Raw genomic sequence first — 19,846 nt, 5'->3', positions numbered from 1 at the left:
AAAGGGGCAGCCCTTGCGGACTGCCCCTTGCCTTACTTGAACAACCTCATCAGTGAACGATGGTCTGGGTGCAGATGTGGCCCAGGCTGACGTACTGCACGTTGCTGCCGCCTACGCCAACACCGGGGAACTCATCCAGCTCGATGCGCCAGCCGCCTTCGTTGAAGGTGGTGTCCCACTTGTAGGACACGCCGGTGCTGCTGTCGTTGAAGATGGCGCGGTAGTCACCGTTGCAAGTACCCAGCGTGGCTGTCGCGGAAGATGCGCCGGCGCTGTTGGTCGTGGCCTTGTAATCAACCCAGTGATAGTTGATGTCATAGAAACGCTTGTCGACCCGCAGCACCGGGGTGATGCCCGGCAATGGTACGCCAGTGGTATCCGACCACTGGGTGCTCCAGTTCAACAGGCGTGCGGTCTGAGTGGCGGTCGAAGACATCGAGAACGGAATCCTGACGATGTTATCACCGGTCACACTGTTGCTGTTCAGACGTGGGAAGGAACCCAGCGTCAACTTGTAGTGCGCAGTTGGGTCCTGCGCCACGGCGGTGTTGGCTCGCACCCGCACCTTGGCGGTAAAGCCCGCTGCGCCCGACAGGCTCACGCTGGTACCGGCCGGGACGGCAACCCAGTTGCTGCCGTCGAAACGATCGAGGATCCACTGGTTACGCGTGCCTTCGCGGTCCTCTTTCAGGGCCAGGGCGACATTCTGGCCACGCACCGACTTGAAGTCGAAGTAGTCAACATCATTGGCGTTGTCGAGATTACCGACCACCTGGTTCAGCGCATCCGGCAGCACAAAGGCAGTCTGCGCGGTGTCGTTGGGTTCATAGGCGTCCACGTTGGTGTCTGCCGCTACGCCAAAACTGAACTGCGCGTTATTCGCCGTGTTCGCCACCATGTACCAGTAGTAATCACCCGCCGGCAGGATGCCGCTGATGTATTCGTCGGCATTGCCCGGGTTATCGGAAGTCGCCAGCAGCACCGGATCGCCACCTTGGCCGTCATCCCGGAACAGGCTCAACGACATATCGGCACCCGCACTCTGGCCGATCAACTGCACCAGTACGCGAGCGCTGTGGGGCAGGTTGAAGTGGTAGGGAAATTCCTGGCCGGTCTGCACTTCACTGATGGTGTAGAGGGTGTTGATGTCCAGGGTCGGGAACAGCGGAACGAAATCGGCGGCGGCCGCTTTCAGCTTGCCCTGGCTGGGCTTCTTCGGTTCGCTGACCACGGTTTCAGTGATGCCGGCTTTGCTGGTGGCCGGTTTGAGCACCGGGGTTGTACCCGCAGCCAGGGCGTCCTTGAATTTCTTCGCGAGTTCTTCGGAAAGCGGCTGGGCTTGAAGGGTACCGCCGGGCTTGAGGTCGAAGCCCGATGCAGGCGTGACCGCCTGTGGGCTGACGGTCGAAGGGTATTGCTCGGCCAGGGCAAAGGCCGAAACGAAGCTGGCAGCCATCATGGCCGCGCCCAATACAAAGGCTTTTTTAGATTTCATTTTTTATCCATCCATAGTTAAAAAATTGAAGCTCAGGTGACCGGTGACATCCGGTCACCTGGGATGGACTGTAGGATAATGCTGTATGTATGTACAGTATTTTCTTAAAAAACTACCATTTCATCCAGACGTACCAAAGCGCTGAACCTACAAATCCAACCATTCCAAAACGATACGGCCACAGCACCCAGCGCTTGAGAGACAGAGGAACAGACGCCAGCTCTGCCGCCGTCACGTCTCCTCTTCTGATGTGCAGCTTGGGCAGTGAAAGAAAGTCGACAATCAGACTCAAACGCTTGTATCTGTCGATCAGTTTGTTTCTGCCCCAAAACCGTTTGTTGTCACGGACCAAAACGTTATCGATGAAGTAGCTTTCCAGTTCATCCAGTTTTCTGTACTCGACGAATAGCTTCAAGCCCAAAAAAATAAATGGCCATCCCCCCAATAAAATCACGCTAAATCCGTACAACGAAATAGTCATGCGCCCTCGCCCTCATAGAATAAGTCGCCGGCCATTTCTCCTAACGCTCCTCCCACGGTTCCACCGGTATACCCTCCCGCAACACCGCCAATAATCCCGCAAGCGAGTTCACCTTTTCCTTTGGTAGCGATACCCAAAACTAATTTACACAAACCACGCGCCACCTTTGCGCCCAATACCCCTCCACCCGCGGCCCCACCCACCCCACCCACCAACTTCCCACCCTCCACATACTTCGCCTGCCTACACATCGCCCCCCGCCCCGCCATGCATGCTTCCTTGATCTCCAACCCCGCCACACCCACATCCAACGCCAACCCCACATACGTCCCCTTGCCCAAAAACTTCGAAGTCTCGGCAATGCTGCGAACCCGCTGCGTATAGCCCACGATTTCACTCTTGTGCAGATAACTCTTGGTGGAAATACCCAGTACTTTTTTCAGTGACTTATTGGTTTTCAGGCTCGTGCCAAATCGCGCCGCGCCTCGCAGTTGAGATTCCGGCTGGACCCAGCCAATAGCCGGGATTTCAAACTGAGGTAGTCCGTGGTGCGGTCATTGATGTATCCCTGCGCCATCACTTACATCCCTGATGTAATGAATATGGCGCAGGAATATAAGCAGGCTGACACAGCCCGGACACAAGCCTGGGACGGCTGAAATTACATTTGGGAAATCACCTACCTGGCAGGTAATCAAGGCCTACAAAAAGCATCGGACTCAATACCCCGTCATCTCCAGATACCCCACCCCACCCTGAAATCTCACCGGCCCTTCCCAGTAAGGAATGCTCAGGTTCATCCAGGCTTTCGGGTTGACCGCTTCCGTGGTGATATCCAGATGTTTGCCCGGGATCTTCAATGACCACTGGGTGGGAATACTGCGCCCATCGATCGCGGTCGTGCCCAGCGGCATCAGTTGAATATCCTGGTTGTGCAGGGTCTGTGTGTGGCCCTCTTTGTCGATCCAGGTGCCGGTCAGGTAGGACGGTCCGTCTGTCTGCCGCACCCGAAACAGCATCAGCTGCTCGCCGCTGTCCAGGTGCAGGGAGAACCAGTCCCAGCCAGTCTGGCTGGCGGTCAGGGGCTGGCTGCTCCATTCGCGGTCGAGCCAGGCGGTGCCGGTGACTTGGTAAGATTTTCCATCGATGTTCACGCGTCCATCCGCCTGGAAAAACGGCTGGCTGTAGTAGTACGACGCCTGGCCCTGGTCGGACTTGCGGCTGTAGCCGTTATCGCCCTGGAGCACCAGCGGGCGGCTGGAGGTCAGGTGCAGGTCGTAGTTGAAATGCTCGCCGGCGGCCTTCAACTGCATGTCCGCCAGGGGGCTGGCAGCACCGGGGCGGGTGGCGAAATTCCAGTCATCGATCCAGGCATTGAATGGCACCGCCTGGGCGCCCGCCTGGCCCACGCCGCCCCGGGCATAGCGTTCGGCGGCGTAATGGCGGGTGGCCGAGGTGACGGCGGCGTGGCCGAGCCAGATCGTCGAGTCGTGCCAGCCCGGGAGCGTCGGCCCGGCCTTGAGGGCGTTGCGAAACAGTGTCCATTGCACGCCGTAGGCATTGCCCTCGGCATCCTTGAGGTTGGCGGTGAGGTACCACCATTCGATGCGATAGCCGTCATGGGGGCCGTGGTCCTCGGGAAAGCTGAAGACTTTACCGGGCACCACTTGGGCAAAGTCCGCCGCCTGGCTGCCCAGCCCGGCGAAGCTTTCTTCAGGCGCAGGCGGTTTGTCGCAGGCGCCCAGCAGCAGGAACGTCGCCCATAGCAGGCACTTAATCTTCATTGGCAAAGGTCCTCAGCAAATCCGCCGGGCGGCTGCGGTACAGCTGCCACAGCGGCCAGGCCGATGCCAGCAAGGTGGCCAACATCGCCAGCCCCAGCAGTTGCGCCAGTTGCCACGGGAATACCTGCAACGGCAGCCGCCAGCCGAAGGCCTGGACGTTGATCACTACATCCAGGCACCACGCCAGCAGCAAGCCCAAAGGCAGCGCCAGCACCAGCGTCAGCACAGCCAGCAGCCAGGTTTGGCCGAGGTTGAGCAGCATCAATTGGCGGCGCGTCACGCCCAGCGCCCACAACGGCGCCAACTGGCCGAGGCGGCTTTGGCTCTGGGTCAGCAGGCTGATGAATAACGCCACACCGGCGACTCCCAGGGTCAGGCTGTTGAGGGCGGCGGTGGCGGCAAAAGTCCGTTCGAAGACCTGGCTCGACCAGCCCTTGAGCTGCTGCTGGTCGACGATGCGGCTGTCTTCCAGGGCAAACCGATTCTGCACTTCACGCACCAGCGTTGGCACGTTACCCGGCAACACTCGCAGGTTGAAACGTGCCGGTGATAATCCAGGCCAGTGCTGCAACAGGTGCCGCGCGTTCACCAGCAAATGACCTTTGGGGTTGCCGTAATCGGCGTAAATCCCCACCACCTTGGGCGACCATGGACCTTCAGGCGTGGGAATATTGATGACATCGCCCAACTGCACCTTGAGCCTTCGCGCCATTTGCTCGCTGAGCATCAGGGTGTCGTCCTGCAGCAACTGGCCCCACGGGTCCGTCGCCGCTTCCAGCAACGGCCAATGCTGGCGATAAGTAGGGTCGTCGACCACGCCGAACAGGTCCGCTGGCCAACCTTGCAGTTGCACCGCAACCTGCCAGGTGGGCAGCACCGCCTGCACCAGTGGCTGCTGCACCAGCCAGGTTTGCAGCGCGTCGGCCTGGGCCGGGTTTTGCGGGTTGAGGTACAGCTCGGCGGTCAGGCGTTGTTCCAGCCAGTTGTTGAAGGTGTGGCGAAAGCCCGAGGTCATCGAGCCCGCGCCGATATTGGCGGCCAACGCCAGCAGCAAGGCCATCAGCGCCAGGCTCAGGGCCGGCAACTGCTGGCGGCAATCGGCGAGAAACCACTGCCCCAACACCGAACGGCTGCGCCCCAGCACCGTTTTGAGCACGCCATTGAGCACCACCGGCAAGCCCAGCGCCGCGCCCAGCAACAAGGCCGCCATCAAGACAAAACCGCTGGCCAGGCTATCGCCAAACACCAGGGCCAGGATTGCGATCAGCAAGGCAGCGCCTGCCACCCAGCCCTGACGCCGCAGCCAGCGCCCATGGGCCTGATGCCAGGCCTGAGCATTGGCCAGCGCCAACAACGGCAAACGCGCCGCCCGCCACAAACTGCTGGCCCCGGCGAGCAACGCACCAAGCAAACCCAGGCCCAGGCCACTGAGCCACCACAGCGGGCTAAGACTCAGTTGGCCGGGCACTTCGGCGCCGTACAAGCCGCGCAAGCTGGCGGCCACGTCCGGCAGCAACAGGCTGGCCAGCAGGTACCCGCTGGCCACGCCCACCAGGCCACCCAGCACGGCCATGCCACCGAGTTCCACCGCCAGGCTGAGGATCAGCATCCGCGCGCTGACCCCACACGCACGCAAGGTTCGCAGCAGGCCGCGCCGTTGTTCCAGGGCCAGGCCGATGGCGGCATGCACGATAAACAGCCCCACCACAAAGGACAAAAAGCCCAGTGCATCGAGGTTCAGGTGGAAGCTTTCAGTGAGGCGCGCGAGGTTGTTCTCCTCGGCCTGCTTGAGCTGCAGTTGCGCGCCCAATTCAGGTGGCAAGGCGGGATGCGCGGCAGCGAAGGCCTTGTCGAGCAACAGCCGCGACAAGCGTTGGGGCATGTCCAGCAGTGGTTGGGCGAAGCCAATGTCAGTCAGTAACAGTCCTGGAGCCATGTCCGGTTGTACATGCAGGGGCGGCAGCGCCAGCCCGGCGACCGTCAGCGGCTGGTCACCTTCTTTCAGGCCCAGCGCCTGCAAGGTCTGCGGTGCAATCCAGGTACGTCCCGGCGGGTTGAAGAACGCGACCATCTGCGCCCGGTCCAGGGCCTGGCCGGCCACCGCACCGCCGCCGGGCAGCGACACCGGGTCGATGCCCATCACTTGCAGGCGCTGGTCTTCATGGCCCTTGAGCGTCACCCGGCCCTGTACCACCGGCGACACCGGCCAACCCGCGCGACGCAACTCGGCAAATAGCGCCTGGGGGAAACTGGCACCGTCCGGCGCACCGAGGCTGGCCTGGGGTTCGCCGCCGATCAGTTGGCTGGCGCGGGCGTAGCTGTCCCGCGCCTGGCTGTTGAGGGCTTGCACGCCAGTCAACAGCGCGGTGGCCAGCCACAGACCGGTGAGCACGCTGAAAAACTGCACCGGGTGGCGACGCCAATGGCTGAGCAACGCGCGGAGTGTCCAATAGAAGACACGCATTTCAGCGGGCATCCGCGGCGAGTACCTGGCCGCGGTGCAGCACCACCTGCTGGTCCAGGCGCGCCGCGATGCGCGGACTGTGGGTGACCATCAACAAACTGGTAGGGCTGTCCCGCAGCAGGTCCAGCAGCAGTTGCAGCACTTCGTCGCTGGTGGCTTCGTCGAGGTTGCCGGTGGGCTCGTCTGCCAGTAACAAGCCAGGCCGCGACGCCAGGGCTCGCCCTACCGCCACCCGTTGCTGCTGGCCGCCGGACAGTTGTTCGGGATAACGCTTGAGCAAATCTCCCAGGCCCAGGCGTTCCACCAACTGTGCTTGCCATGCCGGATCAAGGCGCCCGGCCAGGCGCGCCTGGAATGCCAGGTTGTCTTCCACCCGCAAGCTGCCGATCAGGTTGAACTGCTGGAACACCAGGCCGATCTCGGTGCGACGCCAGTGGGCCAACTGCGCTTCGCTCATCTGGTCCAGGCGCTGACCGCCGACCTCGATGCTGCCACGGTCGACCTGGTCGAGCCCGGCCACCAGATGCAGCAGCGTGCTTTTGCCACTGCCGGACTCACCCATCAACGCCAGGCTGCTGCGCGCCCCCAGGTAAAGGTCGACACCCGCCAGCACGGCCAAAGGCCCCTGCGGCGTGCCATAGCTTTTAAACACCCCTTGTACCTGCAGCATCACCCTTCCCCACTTGCCTCTGGATTGAGGACGAGAATAACGGTTGTCACATTTTTATGTCACAACCGTGGGCAAAAGGAGCGCCCATGACCCGCTGCAAATTTTTCACATTGATTTCACCCGGCTGCCACTTGCCGAACTTTAAATTGCCGCCCACGAGCAGATAACAGGCCGGTTGTTTTCAAACGCCCGTTAGTGCAAGTGAATAAATTTTTATATCGGTATGTTCAGCAAAAAGACAGCGCCCCTATGACACGCTTTTGCACATTCCTGCATAAGCGCCCTTCACTTGGCGCCCTGTCTAACTTGCCGCTGCCGGTTACTGGATTACGCCTGGAAGTTACCTATGGTGAATAGTGTGGTTGACCTGACTCTGAGCAAGTCTCGCTCGCGCTGGGCATTTGTAAAACAGCTGAACAAGCTCTGGCTTGGCGTGGCCGGTACTGTGATGGTCAGCCTCGCTATAACAGCATTTATCTGGTGGCCAAGATCGCCCCTGGACTTGGGCGTGGGTCATCGCCTGCTCACCTCCGGCGCCCTGGAAGCCTGGCGCAACGGTGACCTGGTAGTGCTGGTGCGTCATGAAGAACGCTGTGACCGTTCCAACAACCCCTGCCTGGGCCCGGCCGACGGCTTGACCACTCTCGGATCATTGTCGGCCAGCGCGGTGGGTAGAGCCTTTCAGACACTGGGCATGGAAAACACCGACGTACTGAGCAGCCCTACCACCCGCACCGCGCAGACCTCGCTGTTCATGTTCGGCAAGGCCGAATTGTCACCCGGCCCGCTGGCCATCTGCGGCCCTGCCATCGGCGAGGAACTGCGTCCGCACAAACACGCGGATCGCAACCTGCTGGTGGTCACCCACAGCGCCTGCATCAGCGACTTCGAGGAAGCACTGGGCTACTCACACGCAGCCCATGCCGAGTACGGCAGTGCGTTGTTTGTAAAGCTTCTGCCCAATGGAAAGTTCAAGGCACTGGGTATTATGAACAGCAAGGACTGGGCCGCCGCCCTTAAACAAATTTAGAACAGTTTTTTACATTTAATCATTCAAGTTCGTTCAGCAAAAAGACAGCCACACCGTGGCATCTTTTGCAGTTTTAATTGGCCTTTTTTTGAAGAAAACCTTAGCTAACTAACTTTTCACACATTAACAACATAGTGATGACGTTCGATGACTCATTGGACGCTAAACGTTTAACGAGCTTGACTGGGGCACACAGACATTCAACTCCGCCCCCACTAACAGACTGTTTAAGGAATAACGTTCTGTGCCGCATTTTTACCCGACCAGGACCACGCTCCACCCCTCGCGCATGGCTGATCCAGCGCTCGCGCTGATCTACCGTCAATACCGCTTGAGAGTGCAATATTCATGACCCGCCTTAAACCATTGCCCGTATTGCTACTGGCATTCGTGATGTTCTATCTGCTGCCACTGGGCCTGCATGGCCTATGGATTCCTGACGAAACCCGCTACGCCCAGATCAGCCAGGAAATGATCATGAGCGGCAACTGGGTAGCACCGCACTTCATGGGCGTGCGCTATTTCGAAAAACCCGCCGCCGGCTACTGGCTGATCGCGCTGGGCCAGGCGATATTCGGTGAAAACCTGTTCGGTGTACGCATCGCCTCCGCCCTGACCACGGGCCTGAGCGTCATGCTCGCCTACCTGATCGCCCGCCGGCTGTGGAACGACCCGCGCAAGAGTTTTGCCTGCGCACTGCTGTATATGAGCTTCGGCCTCGTCGCCGGGCAGGCCGGTTACTCCAACCTGGATCCGCAATTCACCTTCTGGGTCAACCTGAGCCTCGTGGCCCTGTGGTTTGCCCTCGACAGTGCCAACCCCCGTACCCGCCTCGCCAGTTGGACCTTATTGGGTGTGGCCTGCGGCATGGGCTTCATGACCAAGGGCTTCCTCGCGTGGCTGCTGCCGGTATTGATCGCCCTGCCTTACATGCTCTGGCAGCGTCGCCTGGGCGAACTGCTGCGCTACGGCCCGCTGGCGATTCTGGTGGCGGTCGTGGTGTGCCTGCCCTGGGCGCTCACGGTCCACCTGCAGGAGCCGGACTTCTGGCGCTTCTTTTTCTGGCACGAACATATCCGCCGGTTTGCCTCCGACAACGCCCAACATGCCCGGCCGTGGTGGTTCTACCTGCCGCTGATGGTGGTGTCGTGCCTGCCGTGGGCAGCGCTGCTGCCAGCAACGCTGTGCAAGGCCTGGAAGGACAAAGGCCAACCGGCCATCGTCTTCCTCGCGCTGTGGATGCTGCTGCCCCTGGGCTTTTTCAGCCTGAGCAACGGCAAGTTGCCGACCTACATCATGCCGTGCCTGCTGCCGCTGGCGCTGCTGATGGGCCATGCCTTGATCGACCTGCTGGCCAACGCCCGCACCCGCACGCTGCGCGTCAATGGCCTGCTCAACCTGGGCATAGGCCTCGCGGCGATGGTGACGCTGATCTACCTGCAAATCGACCGGCCGTTGTACGGCAACAGCCACAGCGAGATGTTCAACCTGTCCCTGACGTTCATCGTGCTGATGGGCTGGATGCTCGCCAACCTGCTGCAAGCGTCCCGCCCGCTGGCGCTGTGGGCGATGCCGGCCTTGGGCATTGGCCTGCTGGTGGCGCTGTTGCCCGCCGGCATGCCGGCGGTGGTCGAAGATAACCAGATGCCTGACCAGTTCGTGCTCCAGCACCTGGACGAGCTGCAACAGACCCAAGCGCTGCTGAGCAACGAACTGGAATCGGCGTCGGCCCTGGCATGGCGCCTGCGCCGGCCCGAAGTGACGCTCTACAACACTGAAGGCGAACTGCGCTACGGCCTGCAATACGCCGACTCGATGCACCGCAAGGTGGATCTCGACAGCGTTCAAGCCTGGCTCAAGCAGGCGCGCCAGCAAGGCCCGGTGGGCGTGCTGATGCGGGTCAGGAGCACCAGCGAAATGCGCGAAGCCGGTCAGCTGCCACTGGGGGGCAAGCGTTATTACAAGGGTGACCTGGAGATCATCATCTACCCGCCATTGCCGTAACACAGCGGCACTAATGTGGGGTGACCCATTAAACACTCATCCCACATCGGAACCGCTCCATGACGTTCTGGAAAACCGAACGCGGCGCCCTGCTGTTGCTCCTAGGCGTGTCCGCCGTGATCCTGCTGCTGGGCCTGGGCGCCCGCGACCTGTGGGGCCCGGAAACCCGCTGGGCGAACATCACCCTGCAGATGCTGCAAAGCGGCGACTACTTCGACCCGTACCTCAAGGGCACCCCGTACTACGACAAACCCTTGCCGTCGTATTGGCTGATCACCGGGTTTGCCAACCTGATGGGCGGCCTGGGTCCGTGGTCGTTGCGCTTGTCATCAGTGATCTCGGCGTGGCTGAGCATCTGGCTGGTCTACCTGATCGGCGAGCAGCTGTTCCGTAAAGGCACCGGCCTGATTGCCGGCTGGATGCTCGCGACCACCTTCTACTTCATCTTCTGGGCCCGTGTGGCCACAGCGGACGTGCTGACCGTGTGCGGCGTGCTGGCGGCCGTCTGGTGGTATTGGCGCGGGCCGGACGACACGCGCCTGGGACGCTACACGGTGTTCTTCCTGTTGCTGGCGGCGACATCGCTGTTCAAGGGGTTGATCGGCTTTGTACTGCCGGGCCTGGTGCTGTTGCCGCACTTGCTCAGCGAACAGCGCTACAAGCGTCATCTCAATCTGCGGCTGGTGTTGGCCGTGGTTATCGCCGGGGCGTTCTATGGGATTCCGTTTGTACTGTCCCATCTCTACGGCGCACCGACCTACGGTGAAAGCGGCCTGGAACTGGTGTTCCGGGAAAACGTGGTGCGCTTCTTCGACCCGTTCGACCATATGGGGCCGATCTACACCTACCTGATCTACCTCCCGGCCTACACCTTGCCATGGGCCCCGTGCTGGGTCCTCGGCCTGTGGCTCGCCGTGCGGCATTGGCGCGATACCCCGCCCAACACCCGCTGGCTGGTCTGGGGCCTGGGCCTGCTGTTTGTATTCTTCACCGCCAGTGGCAGCCGACGCAGTTACTACGTGCTGCCGCTGGTGCCGTTCGCGCAGTTGCTGGCGGCGTGGTGGGTCAGTGAGCGTATCGCCCGCAACGGCACGGTCGGCCGCGGTTGGTACCGCGGGTTCGGCATCGCCGCCGGGGTGATGCTGCTGGTGCTCGGGGTGGTGTATCCGTGGACCAATGGCAACGGTGGCGTGACCCGTTTTGCCGATGACGTTCAGGCGCAGGCGGTGAAAAGCGCGCCATGGAACGAGTGGCAGATGGTGATGGTGGAAGTCGATAACAAGGTGCCGATGTACCTGCAAAATCACGGCGCGCCGTTCTACTACGTGGCCGAAACCCAGGATTATCCGCGCCAGGGCGACAGTGCGGCGTTCATGGCCTGGCTGGAAAAAACCAGCGGCCGCCCCTTTGATCCCAAGCGCACGATTATTATCACGCAGTACACCAAGGATGACCCGACGCCGCTGGCCTATCTGGGCAACGATCATCAGGTCATCACGACCCAGCCGGACAACGGCGAACGGTTGTTCCACAAGCGTGACGGTGGCAGCGTGGCGTTTGTGCCCAACGCCGCGCCGTAGCACTGGCGGCATGGGCCGGGCATTGCTAGTGTGGCGCGCTTAAGCCACCGCCCGAGCCCGGCCGCCCATGCCCTACTCTTTCCCCGCAGTTGCCGCCCTTAGCCTCCTGGTGCTCGCCGCGCCGGCAGCGGCAGACACGCCAATGCCAGCCAACATGGTTTACCTGCGAAACCTCGACCCGAGCATCGCCCAGGACATGCGCTACGCCAGCCCCCACAACTTCACCGGAGCGCCGCTGGACGGCTACAACGCCGCCGAATGCGTGCTGTCTGCCGACGCGGCAAAGGCACTGGTACGGGTCCAGGCCGAGTTGGCCAGGCAGGGTTACGGCTTGAAGGTATTCGACTGCTATCGTCCCGGCCGTGCCGTCGCGAACATGGGCCGCTTCGCCAGCCTGCCGGGGGATCCGGCCAAGGCCGAGTTCTATCCCCGGGTGAACAAGCAGGACTTCTGGCGCCTGGGCTATGTGGCGAAGGTTTCCAACCATTCCCGGGGCGCGGCAGTCGACGTGACCCTGACCGGCCCCGATGCACGGCCAGCCCAGGCCTGGAGCGCCGACACCGCGGCAGTGGATTGCGCGGCCGGGTACGGACGACGCCTGCCGGATGGCGGCCTGGACATGGGCACCGGTTTTGATTGCTTCGACGAAATGGCCCATACCAACAGCCCCCACATCAGCCAGGCGGCACGCCAGAATCGCCAACGGTTGAGCGCGGCAATGGCCAAGGAAGGCTTTACCGGTTATGCCGGCGAATGGTGGCACTTCACCTACAGCCGCAACCCGGTGCGGGCCGAGCCGATGGACTTCCCTATCGAACCGCTGCGGTAACATCACAACACAGCTTCAGCTTGATAAAGCCCGGGGCAAAAACTAGCGTTTGAGGTTTCCCTCTTTTCAAGGACTGAACGACGTTGAACACGCTCATCAAAACCTGCACGGCGCTGCTGACGCTGCTTTCAAACGTGGCGCTCGCGCAAATCCCCGACGACAGCCGTCAACTGATCGTGGTCACCACCCCGGACTGGAACACCCTCCAGGGCACCGCACAACGTTATGAGCGGCATGGGCAAGGCTTTCAGAAAGTCGGCGAACCCTTTGCCATCGTGGTCGGTAAAAACGGCATGGCGTGGGGCACCGGCCTTACGACGCCCACCCCCGACCAGCAGCCCCTCAAGCATGAAGGCGATGGCAAGGCCCCGGCCGGTATCTTCAAACTCGGCAGCGCCTTCGGCTACGCCCCCACCGCCGATACCCGGTTGCCCTATACCGCCAGTACGGCCACTCGCGAATGCGTGGATGACAGCCAGTCCAGCCACTACAACACCCTGGTGGACAGCTCGGCGGTGAACAAGGACTGGACCAGCTCCGAGCGGATGCTGCGCAAGGATCAGCTGTACCGCCAGGGGATTTTTATCGAACACAACACACCGGCTTCGGCCAACGGCGGCTCGTGTATTTTCCTGCATATCTGGCGCAGCGTCAGTGCGGGGACATTGGGCTGTACGGCGATGGAGCCGGTGAATATACAGGCGTTGTTTGCCTGGCTGGACCCGCGAGAAAACCCAGTGCTGGTCCAACTGCCCGCGACACAGTACAACCTCTACCGGGAGCGCTGGAAACTACCCTTGCGTTGAGCCGGCGGCCCGGGCTTCTTCCAGCAAGGCCTGGATGACCTTCTCCTGATTGTCATAACGGCCTTCACCGAAATGGCTATAGCGAACTTTACCGGTGGCATCGAAAAAGTAATGGGCCGGCCAGTACTGGTTATCGAAGGCGCGCCAGATCCGGTAGTCGTTGTCGATGGCCACCGGGTAATGGATGTCCAGCTTCTTGACCTGGCTGCGGACGTTATCCAGGACTTTCTCGTAGGCGTTTTCCGGCGTGTGCACACCGATCACCACCAACCCGTCCCTGGCGTACTTCTTCGCCCACTGATTGACGTACGGCAGGCTGCGCTGGCAGTTGACGCAGTCGTAGGTCCAGAAATCCACCAGCACCACCTTGCCCTTCAGGCCCTCGGCCGTCAGCGGCGGCGAGTTGAGCCATGCCACGGCGCCGTCGAGGGACGGCATGCGCTCATCGGACTGGTTGAAGCTTTCGGCGTCGACGTTGTTGATCAGGTAGTTGACCGCCTTGGGTACGCCGACCAAGGCTACGGCCAGTGCCAACAGCAGCAGGCATTTTGAGCGGCGCAGGTATCGGATGAAGTTCATGGGTGTCACCTCGTGGCCGGGGGTGTTTCGGCGCGTTTGCGACCCGCGCCGTTTTGCGCCAACGGCGTGTTCTGGAAGCAGGTTTCACTGCCGGTGAGTTTTTTCGCGGTAGCGGCATTCACATCCGCCGCCACACCCGCCATGGAAAATGCCAGGGCACTGAGGAAGCTGTTGAGTCGGGTCATGGCAGTCTCCTCAGCTGCCTTCAAGGCAATTGCTGGAAAATTTGCGGTAGTCGAGGACGTGGCGCCGGCCCTGGGAATCGAGGTAGGTCAGGTGCGAGTTGACGATGCCGCACAGGGCGCCACCGGACTCTTCGGTGATGGACACCACCTGGTGGATATCCGGCTGGCTGGCGGTGGTTTCGGCATGGGCGGCAGCACTCAGGCCAGTGAGTAAGGCAAACAGGCAACTGGCATAGGTAGCTTTAATAGTCATGGTTGGTTCCCCGGGGGTTCAAGTGGGCCGAGGCGGATTACCTCGATGAGCTCATTTGAACCTTGCGAGGTATCTGGATTGTGTCGGCCAGGCCCGGATTTTTGCGTCGACGTGTATCTCGTCACCGCCAGATACACTGCAATACAAAGGGCACAAGGCAAGCCCGCCGCCAGTGGCTAGACTGCGCATCAATGACTATTCAACGAGGAAGGCAGCATGGATCACGTCGATCACATTCTGATTGTCGATGACGATCGGGAGATCCGCGAACTGGTGGGCAACTACCTGAAAAAGAATGGCCTGCGCACCACCGTGGTGGCTGACGGCCGGCAGATGCGCAGCTTCCTCGACACCACGCCCGTGGACCTGATCGTGCTGGACATCATGATGCCCGGCGACGACGGTTTGCAGCTGTGCCGCGAACTGCGGGTGGGCAAGCACAAGGCCACGCCGATCCTGATGCTCACCGCACGCAACGATGAAACCGACCGCATCATCGGCCTGGAAATGGGCGCCGACGATTACCTGGTCAAGCCCTTCGCCGCCCGCGAGCTGCTGGCCCGCATCAACGCCGTGCTGCGCCGCACGCGGATGCTGCCGCCAAACCTGGTGGTGACCGAAAGCGGCCGGCTGATCCGCTTTGGCCGCTGGCGCCTGGACACCACCGCCCGCCATCTGCTGGACGAAGACAACACCCTGGTGGCCCTGAGCGGCGCTGAATACCGCCTGTTACGCGTCTTCCTCGACCATCCGCAACGGGTGCTCAACCGTGACCAGTTGCTGAACCTGACCCAGGGCCGGGACGCGGACCTGTTCGACCGCTCCATCGACCTGCTGGTCAGCCGCCTGCGCCAGCGCCTGCTGGACGACGCCCGTGAGCCGGCCTACATCAAGACCGTGCGCAGCGAAGGCTATGTATTCTCCCTGGCGGTGGAAATCCTTGGGGACTCGGCATGACCCTCACGTTCCGCTGGCCGCGCACCCTGGCGGCGCAACTGTCGGTGATTTTCATCGTCAGCCTGCTGTGCGCCAACGCCCTGTCGTTCAGTGCACAGTTCTATGAACGTTACATGAGCGCCCGGAGCGTGATGCTGGGCAACCTGGAAAACGACGTGTCGACGTCGATCGCGATCCTCGACCGCCTGCCCGCCGCCGAGCGCGCCAGCTGGCTGCCGCGCCTCGACCGCAACGCCTACCGCTACCTGCTGAATGCCGGCGAACCCGGCGAGCCGATGGCCAGCGACGACGTGCCCATGGCCGCCACCTCGATTGCCGATGCCCTGGGCGAGCATTACCCGCTGACGTTTCGCAACATCCCGGGCCTGCAAAAACACTTCCAGGCGCACCTGACCCTGGCCGATGGCAGCCCGATCACCATTGATGTACACCCCAAGCCCATCCCGTTTGCGTTCTGGCTGCCGGTGGTGTTGGTGCTGCAACTGGTGGTGTTACTGGTGTGCACCTGGATCGCCGTGCGCATCGCCATCCGCCCGCTGACACGCCTGGCACGGGCGGTGGAAACCCTCGACCCGAATGCGCGCCCGACACCGCTGGACGAAACCGGCCCCACCGAGGTGGCGCATGCGGCGGCGGCGTTCAACGAAATGCAGAAGCGGATTGCCGAGTACCTCAAGGAGCGCATGCAAATTCTGGCGGCGATTTCCCATGACTTGCAGACGCCGATCACCCGCATGAAATTGCGCGCCGAGTTTATGGAGGACTCGGTGGACCGGGAAAAGCTCTGGAGTGACTTGGGGGAGATGGAGCATCTGGTGCGCGAGGGTGTGGCGTATGCCCGCAGTGTGCATGGGTCCACCGAGGCCAGTTGCCGGATCGACCTGGATGCGTTTCTCGACAGCCTGGTGTTTGATTACCAGGACATGAACAAGCAAGTGAGTTTGACCGGTAAAAGCGCGGTGGTTTTGGATACGCGGCCCCATGCGTTGCGCCGGGTGATGGTGAACCTGGTGGATAACGCGCTGAAATTTGCCGGGGCGGCGCAGTTGGAGGTGGGGTCGACGGCGGCGGGTGAGCTTTCGATCAAGGTGCTGGACCGGGGGCCGGGGATTGCGGCGGATGAGTTGGTGCAGGTGATGCAGCCGTTTTATCGGGTGGAGAGTTCGCGTAATCGCGGCACTGGGGGGACTGGGTTGGGGTTGGCGATTGCGCAGCAACTGGCGGTGGCGATTGGTGGGGAGTTGACCTTGAGCAATCGGGATGGTGGTGGGTTGTGTGCGGAGGTTCGGCTGGTGCTGTGACGGGCGGTGTGTATATCCATTATTTGGGTGATGGCTTATATCGGTTCCGCTCTTACAGCGGCTCACTTTTGAACAGCGCAAAAGTAAGCAAAACGCTCTTGCCCCACCACTCGGCACCTCGCTTAGGCTCGGTGTGCCCTCACTCCGGCTTTGGACCGTGGGCCGCCGCGATGGGCCATCCTTGGCCCAGCGCGGCTAACCTGGCGTCCTGCCAGGTTACCCACGCTCCAAAGCCTGCGTTCGGCCAGCGTGGTTTAACGGGGCGCCTAAGATCAAAATCAAGATCAAAAGCAAGAGCACAGCGGCCTACCGGCCGGCTTGAGTGTTGAAGAGCAAAATCAAAAGCTAAAGCGGGCACGGTCCAAAAAATGTGGGAGCGGGCTTGCTCGCGAATGCGGTGTGTCAGCAAAAAAATGGGTGACTGACACACCGCATTCGCGAGCAAGCCCGCTCCCACAGTTGATCTGTGTTGTTACTGGTATTACCTACCCGCCAAAGATCTGCGAGGGCCGGCGCAACGTCGGATCAAACGGGTTGATCTTCGGCCCGATCGCCGCCGCTTCCCGTTTGAGCAACTCCACCACCGTCGGCAACCGCCCCGGCCCCAGCCGGTCGCTGATGGTTGCCACGCTCAACGCCGCCACCGCATGCCCATTGCGGTCCAGGATCGGTACCGCCAACCCCGCCATACCCTCCAGCACCCCGGTATTGCGCGCCGCATACCCCAACCGCCGCACGCTCTCTACCTCCGAGCGCAAAAACACCTCGTCGTACAGGTGAAAATCCTTGAGCCGTGGCAAGTTGTAGCGGATCACCGTCTCGCGCTCTTCCTCCGGCAAAAACGCCAGGATCGCCAAACTGCCCTGCCCTACGCCCAGCGCCACGCGCCCGCCGATGTCACCGGTAAAGGTTCGGATCGGGTACGGCCCTTCACTGCGGTCCAGGCAGATCGCATCAAAACCGCTGCGCGCCAGCAGGAACAATGAATCCCCCAGCGAAGCACTGAGGCGCAACATGCTCGGCCGCACCAGGTCCCGCAGATTGCCGGTATTGCCTGCATTCGCCGCCAGGGCGAAGAACTCCAGGCTCAGCCGATAGCGCTTGGTGCGCGCGTCCTGCTCCACCATGCCCTCGTCCATGAGGCTGCGCAGTAACCGGTGGGTGGTAGGTTGCGACAACCCCACCTGCTGCGCCAGTTGCGTCACCCGTTCACCCCCGTCCGGTGCCGCGCCGAGGATGCGCAGCAATGCAAACAAGCGGGAGACGCCACCGGCGCCGACTTCCTTGACACTTTCATTCCGCTCAGTGGAATCCATAAGTCGATATCTCACACTAAATTCTGATCAGTGAATGAAACTGAAAAAAGTACTCTATCCAGTGAAATTCCATCTTCCGCCATCCTAGTCTTTCGCCCTAATCTGCGTCCACAGGGGCGAAATGAACAACTAACGGCAGCCGACTCAAGATCGAGCGCCAACGCACCCGCAACACCCTTTTCGCATCTGCCCAAAACAAAAAAGCGCGTTTCGACGCGACTCAAAAAGGTGGAACGCAGACATGGCTTTTCTCCAACTCAACGCCTTGAGCAAACGCTACGGCGCCGTCGACGCGGTGGTCGCCACTGATCTTGCGGTGGAAAAAGGCGAATTCGTGTCCCTGCTCGGCCCCTCGGGCTGCGGCAAGACCACCACCTTGCAAATGATCGCCGGCTTCGTCGATGTCACCGGCGGGCAGATCCTGCTCGATGGTCGCGACATCACCCACGCCAAACCCGCCAGCCGTGGCCTCGGCGTGGTGTTCCAGAGCTACGCGCTGTTCCCCCATATGAGCGTGCGCGACAACGTTGCCTTCGGCCTGAAGATGCGCAAGGTGCCCGCCGGCGAGATCGCAAGCAGAGTCAAGACCGTGCTGGAACTGGTGCGCCTGGCGCCCCACGCCGAGCGCTACCCGCGGGAACTGTCCGGCGGCCAGCGCCAGCGTGTGGCCCTGGCCCGCGCCTTGGTGATCGAACCGCCGGTGTTGCTGCTGGACGAGCCGCTGTCGAACCTCGACGCCAACCTGCGGGAAGAGATGCAGTTCGAAATCCGCCGCATCCAGTGTGAAGTCGGGATCACCACGCTGATGGTCACCCACGACCAGGCTGAGGCGCTGTCCATCAGCGACCGCGTGGTGGTAATGCAGGCCGGGCGCGTCACCCAGATCGACGCGCCGTACAATCTCTATGAACACCCGCGCACGCGCTTTATCTCGGACTTTGTCGGCAAGGCCAACCTGCTGGCGGGCGACTTCGATCAACTCGGCGCGCCGCAAGTGCGCTTCGAGCCGGGCAACGGCGAGCTGACCCTGAGCCTGCGCCCGGAAAAGATCGACCTGGTGGCCGCCGGCTCAGGGCGCCTGCAAGGCAAGATCCTCGACAGCTATTTCTTCGGCAGCCAATGGCTGTACCGCATCAAGACCCAGATCGGCGAGCTGACCGTGGTCCGCCGCAACGACGGCAGTGCGCCCTTGGGTTGCGGCGCAGCGGTAGGCCTGGACTGGGAGTCGAGCCTGCTGCGAGTGCTGGCGGCCGATGAGGTGCACGCATGAGCCGTGGTTACCTGTTGTCGTTGCCGGCGCTGGTGCTGTTTTTCGGGCTGCTGATCCTGCCCCTGGGCCTGACGCTGGTGCTGTCGTTCAACGTGTTCGATTACCAGCTGGGGGTGAAGGCCGATGAATGGACTTTCGCCCACTACCTGTCGCTGTTCAGCGATTCGTACTTCTACGAGATCTTCTGGCGCACCTTCTGGATCAGTGCCCTGGTGACCTTGCTGTGTATGGTGATCGGGGTGCCCGAGGCCTACATCCTCAGCCGCATGGGCACGCCGTGGCGCTCGATCTTCCTGATCTTGATCCTCACGCCGTTGCTGATTTCGGTGGTGGTGCGGGCCTTTGGCTGGAGCCTGCTGCTGGGTGCCGATGGCCTGGTGAACCAGGTGATCCAGGCCCTCGGCGGCAAACCGGTGAAGCTGCTGTACACCTCGTTCGCGGTGATCATCGCACTGGTGCACGTGATGCTGCCGTTCATGATCATTCCGGTGTGGACCTCGCTGCAGAAGCTCGACCCGTCGGCGGAACAGGCGGCGCTGTCCCTGGGTGCCAGCCAGGCCACGGTGATGCGCAAGATCGTGTTGCCGCAGGTGATGCCCGGCGTACTCTCCGGCACCCTCATCGTGTTCGGCCTGGCCGCCAGCTCCTTCGCGATCCCCGGCCTGCTGGGCGGGCGCCGGCTGAAGATGGTCGCCACGGTGGTCTACGACCAATACCTCTCGGAACTCAACTGGCCCATGGGCGCGACCATCGCGGTGGTGCTGCTGTTGGTCAACTTGCTGATCATGCTGAGCTGGAACCGCATGGTCGAAGGCCGCTACAAAAAGTCCCTGGGAGTATAA

Annotated in this window: 17 protein-coding genes and 2 pseudogenes; 9 read left to right on the top strand and 10 right to left on the bottom strand. The window is 61.6% G+C overall.

From position 1 onward, the window contains the following. Positions 1-49 precede the first annotated feature (49 nt). From NVB75_RS31640 to NVB75_RS31615, 6 genes and pseudogenes are all read right to left on the bottom strand, one after another. Positions 50-1,495, bottom strand: coding sequence for a hypothetical protein (locus NVB75_RS31640; RefSeq protein WP_258344867.1), 1,446 nt, complete (start codon positions 1,493-1,495; stop codon positions 50-52). Between the two features lie 112 nt (positions 1,496-1,607). After that, positions 1,608-1,976: a hypothetical protein gene (locus tag NVB75_RS31635; protein WP_258344866.1), complete on the bottom strand. Its 369-nt coding sequence runs from the start codon at positions 1,974-1,976 to the stop codon at positions 1,608-1,610. Further along, a pseudogene (locus NVB75_RS31630) lies at positions 1,973-2,476 on the bottom strand (hypothetical protein); the annotation flags it as partial. The gene NVB75_RS31635 and the pseudogene NVB75_RS31630, both read right to left, overlap by 4 nt. 219 nt (positions 2,477-2,695) lie before the next feature. After that, positions 2,696-3,760, bottom strand: coding sequence for a lipocalin-like domain-containing protein (locus NVB75_RS31625; RefSeq protein WP_258344865.1), 1,065 nt, complete (start codon positions 3,758-3,760; stop codon positions 2,696-2,698). Continuing rightward, entirely contained in the window at positions 3,750-6,224 is a 2,475-nt protein-coding gene (locus tag NVB75_RS31620; protein WP_258344864.1) for an FtsX-like permease family protein, read from the bottom strand. The genes NVB75_RS31625 and NVB75_RS31620 overlap by 11 nt, the downstream gene beginning before the upstream one ends. A gap of 1 nt (position 6,225) precedes the next feature. Next, the gene (locus NVB75_RS31615; protein ID WP_258344863.1) at positions 6,226-6,894 is read right to left on the bottom strand and encodes an ABC transporter ATP-binding protein; all 669 of its coding nucleotides are present in this window, start codon (positions 6,892-6,894) and stop codon (positions 6,226-6,228) included. Positions 6,895-7,240: 346 nt separating this feature from the next. Between NVB75_RS31615 and NVB75_RS31610 the strand changes: the two genes are divergently transcribed. From NVB75_RS31610 to NVB75_RS31590, 5 genes are all read left to right on the top strand, one after another. Further along, positions 7,241-7,924, top strand: coding sequence for a histidine phosphatase family protein (locus tag NVB75_RS31610; RefSeq protein ID WP_258344862.1), 684 nt, complete (start codon positions 7,241-7,243; stop codon positions 7,922-7,924). 348 nt (positions 7,925-8,272) lie between these two features. Then, complete coding sequence (arnT, locus tag NVB75_RS31605; protein ID WP_258344861.1) at positions 8,273-9,928, top strand: lipid IV(A) 4-amino-4-deoxy-L-arabinosyltransferase; 1,656 nt, start codon at positions 8,273-8,275, stop codon at positions 9,926-9,928. A 59-nt stretch (positions 9,929-9,987) separates the two neighbouring features. Further along, positions 9,988-11,508, top strand: a complete 1,521-nt coding sequence (locus NVB75_RS31600) for a glycosyltransferase family 39 protein (protein WP_258344860.1) — start codon at positions 9,988-9,990, stop codon at positions 11,506-11,508. Between the two features lie 67 nt (positions 11,509-11,575). Continuing rightward, positions 11,576-12,337, top strand: coding sequence for a M15 family metallopeptidase (locus NVB75_RS31595; RefSeq protein ID WP_375378897.1), 762 nt, complete (start codon positions 11,576-11,578; stop codon positions 12,335-12,337). A gap of 83 nt (positions 12,338-12,420) precedes the next feature. Further along, positions 12,421-13,143 carry a L,D-transpeptidase gene (locus NVB75_RS31590; RefSeq protein ID WP_258344859.1) on the top strand — a complete coding sequence of 241 codons (723 nt, stop codon included), beginning with the start codon at positions 12,421-12,423 and terminating at the stop codon, positions 13,141-13,143. Here the strand turns inward: NVB75_RS31590 and NVB75_RS31585 are convergent. The 3 genes and pseudogenes from NVB75_RS31585 to NVB75_RS31575 all read right to left on the bottom strand — a co-directional run. Beyond that, positions 13,129-13,650: pseudogene (locus NVB75_RS31585) on the bottom strand (thioredoxin family protein); the annotation flags it as partial. The gene NVB75_RS31590 and the pseudogene NVB75_RS31585 sit on opposite strands and share 15 nt — an antisense overlap. A gap of 77 nt (positions 13,651-13,727) precedes the next feature. Further along, complete coding sequence (locus tag NVB75_RS31580) at positions 13,728-13,907, bottom strand: hypothetical protein (RefSeq protein ID WP_076015737.1); 180 nt, start codon at positions 13,905-13,907, stop codon at positions 13,728-13,730. Positions 13,908-13,917: 10 nt separating this feature from the next. Further along, complete coding sequence (locus tag NVB75_RS31575; protein WP_258344856.1) at positions 13,918-14,160, bottom strand: DUF2790 domain-containing protein; 243 nt, start codon at positions 14,158-14,160, stop codon at positions 13,918-13,920. Positions 14,161-14,376: 216 nt separating this feature from the next. Between NVB75_RS31575 and NVB75_RS31570 the strand changes: the two genes are divergently transcribed. Together NVB75_RS31570 and NVB75_RS31565 are read left to right on the top strand one after the other, a co-directional pair. Then, complete coding sequence (locus tag NVB75_RS31570; RefSeq protein WP_063028866.1) at positions 14,377-15,117, top strand: response regulator; 741 nt, start codon at positions 14,377-14,379, stop codon at positions 15,115-15,117. After that, positions 15,114-16,418: an ATP-binding protein gene (locus NVB75_RS31565; RefSeq protein ID WP_258344855.1), complete on the top strand. Its 1,305-nt coding sequence runs from the start codon at positions 15,114-15,116 to the stop codon at positions 16,416-16,418. Before NVB75_RS31570 ends, NVB75_RS31565 begins: the two co-directional genes overlap by 4 nt. A gap of 485 nt (positions 16,419-16,903) precedes the next feature. Here the strand turns inward: NVB75_RS31565 and NVB75_RS31560 are convergent, their stop codons facing one another. Then, on the bottom strand, positions 16,904-17,734 hold the full coding sequence (locus NVB75_RS31560; protein ID WP_063028853.1) for an IclR family transcriptional regulator: 831 nt from the start codon (positions 17,732-17,734) through the stop codon (positions 16,904-16,906). 241 nt (positions 17,735-17,975) lie between these two features. On the opposite strand from NVB75_RS31560, the gene NVB75_RS31555 reads away from it, so the two are divergent. Further along, complete coding sequence (locus NVB75_RS31555; RefSeq protein WP_258344854.1) at positions 17,976-19,004, top strand: ABC transporter ATP-binding protein; 1,029 nt, start codon at positions 17,976-17,978, stop codon at positions 19,002-19,004. Beyond that, positions 19,001-19,846 carry an ABC transporter permease gene (locus NVB75_RS31550; protein WP_258344853.1) on the top strand — a complete coding sequence of 282 codons (846 nt, stop codon included), beginning with the start codon at positions 19,001-19,003 and terminating at the stop codon, positions 19,844-19,846. Before NVB75_RS31555 ends, NVB75_RS31550 begins: the two co-directional genes overlap by 4 nt.

The organism is Pseudomonas sp. CBS, from assembly GCF_024734645.1.
Classification (GTDB): Bacteria; Pseudomonadota; Gammaproteobacteria; order Pseudomonadales; family Pseudomonadaceae; genus Aquipseudomonas.
This window is presented reverse-complemented; position numbering and strand designations above follow the sequence as displayed.